Consider the following 8,582-nt stretch of genomic DNA (forward strand, 5'->3'; position numbering starts at 1 on the left):
AACCCTGGTCGACCTCACCGTGGCAGAGATCCGGCGACTCCTGGCGGGCGGCCGTTCCCACAGCCCGCGTCCGCCACGGTGCTCGCCCCGCGCTCACGCCTTGAACTGGTCCACCTGGCGCCGACAACGCCAGGCCGTCGCCCGCCGCTGTCATTACCAACGCCGGCTGCAGACGATCGAGGGGCGGTCCCAGGAAGACCGCCCCTGACCGGCACCAGCCCACTACGCTCACCGCGCAGCCTTCTGATCAGGCAAAACGTCGAAGTCCTGCTGGAGTATTAGGGACTGTTCTGAGTTCCGATCAATGGCTTGGTTGGAGGCTGCGGAGCCAGATGATGGCGCCGCGTAAGTGGAGTCCGGCCAGGTAGCTGGCGGGTGTCTTGTCGTAGCGGGTGGCCAGGCCACGCCAGTCCTTGATCTTGTTGATGCAGCGCTCGACGGTGTTGCGCTCCTTGTAGAGCTCGGCGTCGTGGGTGACCGGGCGGCCTCCGCGTGAGCCCTTCTTGCGGCGGTTGGCCGCCTGGTCCGCCTTCTGCGGGATGACCGCCTTGATGCGTCGTCTGCGCAGGTAGGCGCGGTTGGCCCGGGAGGAATAGGCCTTGTCCGCGGCGAGAGCCCCGGGCCTGGTGCGAGGTCGGCCGATCCGGCCACGGACCTTGATCCGCTCAATGACCTCCGTGAACTGCGGACTGTCAGCCGCCTGCCCGGGAGTCAGGACGAACGCCAGCGGCCGGCAGCGCCGGTCCGCGGCCAGATGAACCTTGCTGGTCAGCCCGCCACGCGAGCGCCCGAGCCCGGCCGCCTTCAGCCGCGCCCTGCGGCGACGGCGACGCTCCGCATGCGCCAGCGCGTCCGCAGCGCCGTTCACCGCCCGCTCGGGCGACTCCTTTTGCCCCTTTCGCGGAGCCCCTTTTCCTCGGCGACGGCCTTCTCCAACGCGTGCAGCAGATCCGGGTCCACGGCCATACCCGCCGCGTCGTGGTGAGCACGCACGACCGTGGAGTCCACACTGACCAGGCCCAGATCGACCTGCCCACGCACGGCCGCCTCCGCGATCATCCCCTCCATCAAGGCCTCGAAGACCCCGGCACCGGCCCAGGACTCAAAGCGGCCGTACACCGTCGACCAGGAGCCGTACTTCTCGGGCAGGTCACGCCACGGACTGCCGGTACGAAAACGCCACACCACCCCGTCGAACTGCCTCCGCAGCCGCTGGGGATCGTACGGCCCGCGTTCCCCCACCGGCAGGAACGGCTCGACCAACTCCCACTCGCCATCGGTCAGATCACCACGCGTCACACCGGTCTTCTACCAGGTAACGACCCACCGCCAGAGGCGAATGGCACATCCAATGATCAGATCCTGGAACAGTCCCTAGTGTCCTTTTCCGGATCCTTTCGGGCGTTGTTCCTGAGGTTGGCGAAAGGCAGAGATCCTCCGTGGAGTTCTTTGAATTCGTCGATCAGGTCCTGCTCGGCCTCACCCGCGTCGTCCTCGGTCATCGACCGCCAGGCGACGAGCAGTGCGTCCGAGTCGACCAGCTGCCAGATGTAGCGACCGCCCCAATGGCCGGCCAGCAGACCGGTGCCGTGGCGGCGGTAATCGGCAAGCCGCTGATTCAGTCCGTCGTGGCCCGCGGCCTTGCCGATGTACACGACCGTTGCCCCGTCCACCCAGGCATCGCCGAGTTTGTCGGCCGTCACGGACGGGTCGCGGCCTTTGAGGTGTCCGGCAGGGCTGGTGGGGAGGAATGATGGGGGCGAGGTGTCGGTGCGGATCACCACGTAGATTCCGTGCCCGGTAGGGACGTTGCTGTCGGGCAGTTCACGGAACGGCACGAAGCCGCGGAAGCCGCGTTCGGTCAGGGTCTTCTGCGTCAGCTCTGGTGTCGGGCTCATGCCAGTCATCGTGCCAGGCGCATCTGACAGTCCTCGGTCGGAGAGTGCGGAGATCACAGTCACGGAGGAGGTAGTCCTCCGCATCGGCACCGCCGCCCGTTGGGTGGAGATGGACAGGTGACCCTGGTCGCCGTCGTTGCCGGACCGCGGCATCATCTCGGTCAGGCCCGGTCCTCGTCCGGAGAACCGGTCACGGCACAACACCTCGTCGAAGGCTGGGCACCAGTGCCCGGGCACGCCGGCGGCGTCCTCGACGGCCTCGCGCGGTTTGCGGACAGGATCAAGCTGCGCGTCCGCCATGACGGCCTGGTGGACAGGGCTCATAGATGAATTGCGGGACCCTTGGCCGTGGGTAGCCGCGCTGGTCCCTACCTCATGTGTCTGGGGAGGAGCTGCCCACGAACTGGCAGTTGCGAGTGAGCGAGGCTTGTATCTATTCGCCCTTCTAACTTGATCTACGGCAATCGCAATGTGATGGGTCCAGCTGGGCGAGGCCACGGTCGAGCTGCGGGTGTGGAAGAAAAGCGCTGCGCCTGAATGACCGCAGCGACCCGGCCATCTCACCCGGCCACCGCGATTGCCGGTACGCCAACGGACATGCTCGTGTCCGCTTCGCACCGGGCGACTGTGTGCATCGGCGTCATAATGTCTCTCGCCGAGTCAGCTTGACTCTGCGGGCCGAGGGAGGGGGACGGGGATGCCGCTGGAGTTTGGGTTATGGCGGGTGGACGACAAGCCGGTGAGAGTCGCCACGCGGCCGATGCCTTTGGAGTCGCGGCTGGAGGCGCTCATCGAGGCCGATCCTGGAATCCTGGGGCATCCGTTGCTGTTGATCGGCCGGCAGGTGTCCACCAGTCATGGAAAGGTGGTCGACCTGCTCGGCATGGAAGCCGACGGGGGCCTGCATGTACTTGAGCTCAAGCGGGATCGCACGCCCCGCGAGGTAGTGGCACAGGTCCTCGACTACGGATCCTGGGTCCAGGCGCTGACCAACGAGCAGATACGCGACATCTACGCCTCCTACGCCCGCAGCAGAGGACTAGCCGAGGAACTGGACGAGGCATTCGCGCTGCGGTTCGGCGGCAGTCCACCGGAGGTCCTCAACTCCACACACGCCCTGACCATCGTCGCGAGCGAGATCGACGCGGCGACCGAGCGGATCGTCACCTACCTGGCGTCCGGGTTCCAGGTGCCGGTCAACGTGCTCTTCTTCCGTTACTTCGAGGACGAGGGGCGCGCCTACCTGGCCCGCACCTGGTTGATCGACGAGGCCGAGGCCGCGGTGCCGTCGGCCGGAGCGAAGGGACGCGGGAAACAGGAGCCGTGGAACGGGATCGACTGGTATGTATCCTTCGGCGATGAATCCGGTGGCCGGAGTTGGGACGACGCTCTTCGCTACGGATTCGTATCGGCCGGCGGCGGGGAGTGGTTCTCCCGCACGATCCGGTCCTTGCCGCTGGGAGCGCGGGTGTTCACCCACATCCCCAAGGTGGGGTACGTGGGCGTCGGCACGGTGTTCGGCGAGCCGCAACCGTTCGAGGACGCCGTTCTCACCGTTGACGGTCACAGCCGACCGATGGCTGACCTGCCCCTGAAAGGCACCTACCGACCTACCGCAGTCGGCGCAGAGGTGGACGGCCAGGATCGCCGTGAGTGGATCGTCCCGGTCACGTGGGAACAAGCTGGGCCCCGCGAGCGAGCGTTGTGGCGCCCGGGCTTCTTTGCCAACCAAAACTCCGCCTGCAAGCTCCGTGCCCGTTTCACCATCGACGAGGTCTCCCGTCACTTCGGTATCGATCAAGGCTCGGCTGACGCCTGACACGACCGCAGCGTCCCTGCACCGCCTCCGCTGTCGGCTGCTCGGGATCAGGCGCTTGGCGACAGCAGCCCTGCGGGTACCGATAAATCATCCGCCCAGGTACGGCTCTGATCACCGATCTCCAGATGTGCCCAACGCCTTCACCTGCACAGGTAACCGGCGGAACCATGATCTGTCGTGCTACTGCCCTTGGCCTACCCTGCCGCGACCGACGCCTTCGCGTTCCTGCGCCTGCTGACGATGAGCGATCAGGACAAGGACATCGAGATCCTCGCGCTGCGGTACCAGCTGCTGATCCTGCAGCGCCAGGTAGGCATGGCCGCGTTCACCGACACCGACCGTACGATCATCGCCGGCCTGCTCCACCACCTCCCGAAGCGCAAGCTGCGCCGTCTCCTGCTGCGGTGCCATCGGCGATGCGCCACAGCCTCGACGAGATTTCGGTGTGGCGGACCCAGCCGTTGTGCCCCTCCTGGACCGTTTCATGACCGTCGAAACGGCGGGCCGGACTGTTCCACCGGGCGACACGTGTCGGCGTACGAGTCAACGTGTCCAACCGGGGCGGCCGCACGCGCACAGGTCCCAGAAAACGCTCAGCGATTGGTCCAGGGGGCCGGTGCCCGTGCCGTCGATCCAGCCATCGCCTTCAATGATTATCGCTGTCCGAGTCGGGCCGAGGCCGTGATCAGCTGAGCCAGTAGCTCGTGTTGCGCGCGGAGGTTGGCTTGGGTGGTGACGTTGCGCCGCCGGGGTCGAAGGCGGTGACGATGTGGATCGTCTGCCTGCTGGCGAGCGGGTATGCCAGGCCCGGCACGCCTGGCGGCCCCCGGCCGGGTGCGATGCGTACGGTGCGGGCGGGGAAGGCGATGTCCACCTGCCGTGGGCAGGTAGAGCGGCCACTGCGTCGGCTGCGCGCAATGAAAAACGGCAGTGGTGCGCTCCCGGTCGACGGATTCGACACCGTCGACTGCTTCCGGGGCCAGTATCCGGTCCTCGCGTGCCGGAGAGCGTGCCGAGGATCGGTGCATGTCAGGTGGAGGCGGCCTCTATCCCATTGAGGGCGTCCCGTTCCTCCTGGCGTAGCCGGTTCCGCTCCCGGACCTGCGCGCAGAAGGTGCGCAGAGCTTCGGGGTCGGCGGCGGTCTCGCTGTCCACGACGGTGCGGGAGCCGTCGCCGACCTCGACGATCTGCTGGTCCATGCGGCCGCTGCCGAGGATGCCCATGATGGTCAGCCACTCATCGTGGACGGCCGGGGTTAGGTCGATGTCCAGGTGGCGCTTGGAGGGGGGATCGTCCGGGCTGATGGGCTCGGTCATTGCCTCGAGCAGGGTGAAAGTAAGGACGCGCAGGTCCGTGTACTCCTTGGGGTCCATGAGGTCTTCGAGTGTGTCGAGGTAAAGCCGGGCCAGTTCGTGGGCCTTCGGACCTGGCGTGGCGCCGGTGCTCTCGTGGTCAGGCAAGGAGGTTCCCTCTCGTCTCTTTGCGTCTTTTCGCGTCGGGTATCGGCAGGCGAGCAACCTATAGGAGGGCGCGGACACTAACGCGCATCATGCCGCGTAGGCGCTCGGATGCATCGCCCGTGCCATCCGGGCGAGTTCGGAGAGTTCGGCGAAGCGGCTCTTCCGCTGCGACTTCACGTTCTCGGCGGGCAACTGAGGAAGGAACTGCGCCGGCGTCCCTGGTAACGCCATGGCCGCGGGGTGTGTACCAACGGCGAGCATTCTTTCGGGGCAGTCACTGGACTTTGGATACGGCCGTGTGGCAGCGTTGTGCTCGTCAGGTGCTCAACACCTGGCAGTTGTGATGGTCCCGCGTGAGCGGGAGCCCGTAGATCTCCCTGCCGGCAGGTAAGGGGGTCCCCTTTCGGAGGAGACCCTTGTGCCTGCCGTTAGTCGTTTCGCCCAGTCAACGCCGTGGTCGCACTATCTTTGCGCGGTCGTGGACATCGCCTTCCCCGCGCACAGCATTCGCGTCACACGCTCCCCGGGTGGCGTGTCGGGCCTCCCGTACCCGCTCCATAGCGCGGAAACGATCCACATCGTCACCGCCTTCAACCCCGGCGGGCGCAACGTCACCGCGAGGGCCAACCTCCGGGCGCAGCACGAGCTGCTGCGTAGCGTCAGCGTTCGCGGGCTGCAGTGGTGGCCGGCTGTCGGAGGCGACCTGGACGACTCCCATGCCGAGATCAGCGCAGCGGTGGTCGGCATGGACGACGCACAGGCCCGGGCGCTGGGCCGGAGGTTCGGCCAGGACGCCGTGTTCGCCTGGTCACCTTCCTCGTGGCGACTGCTGGCCTGCGCCGACGCGGCCCACGACTCGGTCATCGCTGGCTGGCACGCCGCCATCCTCGAGCCGACATCCCACCGGTTCTCCCGGTCGCCTGCCACGTAACCCCGGATGATCGGTCGTTCCCGCGAACGCGATGCCTTCGCCCCGAACAGGACGTGCCGCGGCTGCCCTTGCCGGCTCCTGGCGCCCCTCGCTTCTACCTTCGCGCCGACGCCCCGCGGTGCGAGAGCACCGTTGCTGCTGCTCTTAGCTGCCTCGGTACCGACGGCCGGCTCTCCCCTGTGGGAGGCCGCCAGTTTCGCTGGAAACTCGCCCGCTTCCCGATGCGCCACGTGCGCCCCCGGACTCAAGCCCTCCTCTTTGTTCAGATCCTGATTGGAGCCGACCATGGACTCGTTGGACACGGACCTTGTTGACTTCGCCGACCGGGCCTCGACGCTGGAGCAGCGTGCGGTCGCGCTTGGCGCACCTGTGCAGCAGTCGCTGCCGCTCCTGCCCGCCGCGTTGCCGGTCTCGGTGGACCACGTCATCGATCTGTCGTTGGCGTTCGACAGGCTTGGTGCCCGCGAGGAGTACCTGCAGGCCTGCGAGCTCGTTGTGGATCTGCTGCGCCTGCACCGCGCGCGTGACCCGCTGGAGTTCGCCAACGCCCTGGGCATCCTGGCCGCCGCTCTGGCCGAAGCCGGCCGCCCCGGCGACGCGGTCGTGCCGTTGCGGGAATGCGTCACCCTGCTTGCCCCCTGCGCTGCCCCCGAGGTCAACACCGATCGCCTTGCCGCGGACCGCGAGGCGCTGGACGGCCTCGCCCTGTACGCACGGGCCTTGCTTGACCTGGGCGGCTGCCTCGGCGAACTCGGCCGACTCGAGGACGGCATCCAGATACGCCGGCAGGCGCTGGCCGCCTACGAGCGCTGCGCCGCCGCTTCCTCCGGGTTCGAAGGCAACGTAGCCGTGACCTGCATCCGTCTGTCCGACATGCTGCTCGAGCAGCCCGACACGGCCGAGGAGGCCGTCAGCGCCGCCGACCGAGCTGTCGGCGTGCTCGGTCCCACGGCCGACTTCGCGCCGTACCGCGACGGGGCACTGCCCGATCTCGCCTACGCCCACTGGCTGCGCACCCGCGCCCTGACACGCCTGGACCGCCTCGACGATGCCGTGGCCGCCGGACGCCAGTCCGTGGACTTGCTGCGCACCGCCGCATCCTCCTCCGTCCCGCACGTTCGGACGCTGGTGACGGCTCTGGAGCTGACCTCCGACCTGCTGGCCGACGCCAAAGAACACGATGAAGCCCTCGCGCTGGCCGTCGAGGCCCTCGAGGCGGCGGCCCGGACTGAAGATTCCTTCCTTCAGCTCTTGGCGCTGTGGCTGCACAGCCGCCGCATCCTGGACCACCCGGGCGTATCCGAGGACTGGGACGACACCACGGTCGACGGACTTCTGTCCGCCTACTCCACTATCGTCGAGCACGCCCCCGCCCCATGGCTGGAGGAACTGGCCGTCCAGCTCATGACCCTGCACGGGCGCCTCACCGACCTCACCCGCGTTGGTGACGCCGCCACCGCCGTCGCCCTCGCCCTGACGCCCTACCGGCAGCTGGCCGCCGCCGATCCCGCCTGGACGCCTCCCTTCTGCCACGCCCTGGGCGTGTATGCCGAACTCTGCGTGCGCATCGGGGCGCTGGACCAAGCCCTGACCATCGCCGAGCACCACGTGTCCCTTGCTTCGGCACACGACCACGGCAGCGCCGTACATGCCCGCGCCCAGGAGACCTTGGCCACCTGCCTGGCCAGTGTCGGACGCGCGGAGGAGGCCGAACAGGCCAGCCGCGCCGCCGTTGGCCTGTGGACCGCGCTCGCCGACGCGAGCGACGACGACCCCGACGTCCTTGGCGGCCTGGCGCACGCCTGGAACACCCTTGCCAACCGCCTACTCGGCCTGGACCGCCCGGAGGAGGCCGCCGCCGCGGCCGCCCGGGCCGCCGCGCTGTGGCCCGCCGACAGCATCGGCCGCGGCAGCGCCCTGTACCTCGTCGGCGTCGCCCTGGCCCGACTAAGCCGCCACCGGCAGGCCGCCGAAAACTTCCGCGAAGCCGTCGCAGTCTACGAGGATCACGCCCCGCTCGCGCCGCACCAGGAAACCCAGCTGAGCGACGTGCTCCACCACCTCGCCGTCAGCTACGGCCGATTGAGGGAGCACGCCGAGGCCTTCGCCTGTGCGTCCCGCGCCGCGGCGATCCTGCACCGCCAGTGGCAGGCCGACCCGGTCGCCCACCACGCGCACCTGCTGAGAGCCCTGGTAACCCTGATGCACTGCGGTGTCCAGGCCGACGAACTGACCACCGCGGCCGAGGCCGCGCGACTGCGCGTCACCGTGCTTGAGACGCACCCCGCAACCGAGCCCTTCCAACTGGGCATGGCCCTTGGCGATCTGGGCGGACTCCAGCTGGACATCGGTGCTGCGCAGGATGCCATCGAGTCCTTCACTCGCAGCGCCAAGGCCGTCCCCGAGGATCCACACGCACGCGCCATGATCCACTGCCGAGGGGCCCTCGCACTGCACCGCTGCGGCCGCACTA

At 68.1% G+C, this 8,582-nt stretch carries 6 protein-coding genes and 3 pseudogenes; 4 read left to right on the forward strand and 5 right to left on the reverse strand.

What is annotated here, in order from left to right; genetic code table 11:
* Positions 1-208, forward strand: a pseudogene (locus AC3EUJ_RS36505) (hypothetical protein); the annotation flags it as partial.
* A gap of 93 nt (positions 209-301) precedes the next feature.
* Here AC3EUJ_RS36505 and AC3EUJ_RS36510 read toward each other — a convergent pair.
* Positions 302-1,299: pseudogene (locus AC3EUJ_RS36510) on the reverse strand (IS5 family transposase).
* Between the two features lie 56 nt (positions 1,300-1,355).
* Positions 1,356-2,198 (reverse strand): hypothetical protein, encoded by an 843-nt coding sequence (locus tag AC3EUJ_RS36515; RefSeq protein ID WP_431969204.1) that lies wholly within the window; start codon positions 2,196-2,198, stop codon positions 1,356-1,358.
* Positions 2,199-2,595: 397 nt separating this feature from the next.
* Here AC3EUJ_RS36515 and AC3EUJ_RS36520 point away from each other — a divergent pair, with 397 nt between their 5' ends.
* A complete protein-coding gene (locus AC3EUJ_RS36520; protein ID WP_431969206.1) occupies positions 2,596-3,717 on the forward strand; it encodes a hypothetical protein in 1,122 nt (373 codons plus the stop codon).
* Positions 3,718-3,897: 180 nt separating this feature from the next.
* Here AC3EUJ_RS36520 and AC3EUJ_RS36525 read toward each other — a convergent pair whose 3' ends face one another.
* From AC3EUJ_RS36525 to AC3EUJ_RS36535, 3 genes are all read right to left on the reverse strand, one after another.
* Positions 3,898-4,128 carry a hypothetical protein gene (locus AC3EUJ_RS36525; RefSeq protein WP_431969208.1) on the reverse strand — a complete coding sequence of 77 codons (231 nt, stop codon included), beginning with the start codon at positions 4,126-4,128 and terminating at the stop codon, positions 3,898-3,900.
* A gap of 618 nt (positions 4,129-4,746) precedes the next feature.
* Positions 4,747-5,178 carry a hypothetical protein gene (locus AC3EUJ_RS36530; RefSeq protein ID WP_431969210.1) on the reverse strand — a complete coding sequence of 144 codons (432 nt, stop codon included), beginning with the start codon at positions 5,176-5,178 and terminating at the stop codon, positions 4,747-4,749.
* Positions 5,179-5,265: 87 nt separating this feature from the next.
* A complete protein-coding gene (locus AC3EUJ_RS36535; RefSeq protein WP_431969212.1) occupies positions 5,266-5,409 on the reverse strand; it encodes a hypothetical protein in 144 nt (47 codons plus the stop codon).
* Between the two features lie 301 nt (positions 5,410-5,710).
* Here AC3EUJ_RS36535 and AC3EUJ_RS36540 point away from each other — a divergent pair, with 301 nt between their 5' ends.
* Both AC3EUJ_RS36540 and AC3EUJ_RS36545 read left to right on the forward strand, forming a co-directional pair.
* Complete coding sequence (locus AC3EUJ_RS36540) at positions 5,711-6,109, forward strand: DUF3293 domain-containing protein (protein ID WP_431969214.1); 399 nt, start codon at positions 5,711-5,713, stop codon at positions 6,107-6,109.
* Positions 6,110-6,394: 285 nt separating this feature from the next.
* Positions 6,395-8,582: pseudogene (locus AC3EUJ_RS36545) on the forward strand (hypothetical protein); the annotation flags it as partial.

Source organism: Actinacidiphila sp. bgisy160 (assembly GCF_057707815.1).

Bases quoted from the DNA above. Each gene is read 5' to 3' on its own strand.
- AC3EUJ_RS36515 (WP_431969204.1), bottom strand. From the start codon at position 2,198: ATGGCGGACGCGCAGCTTGATCCTGTCCGCAAACCGCGCGAGGCCGTC.
- AC3EUJ_RS36520 (WP_431969206.1), top strand. From the start codon at position 2,596: ATGCCGCTGGAGTTTGGGTTATGGCGGGTGGACGACAAGCCGGTGAGA.
- AC3EUJ_RS36525 (WP_431969208.1), bottom strand. From the start codon at position 4,128: ATGGCACCGCAGCAGGAGACGGCGCAGCTTGCGCTTCGGGAGGTGGTG.
- AC3EUJ_RS36535 (WP_431969212.1), bottom strand. From the start codon at position 5,409: ATGGCGTTACCAGGGACGCCGGCGCAGTTCCTTCCTCAGTTGCCCGCC.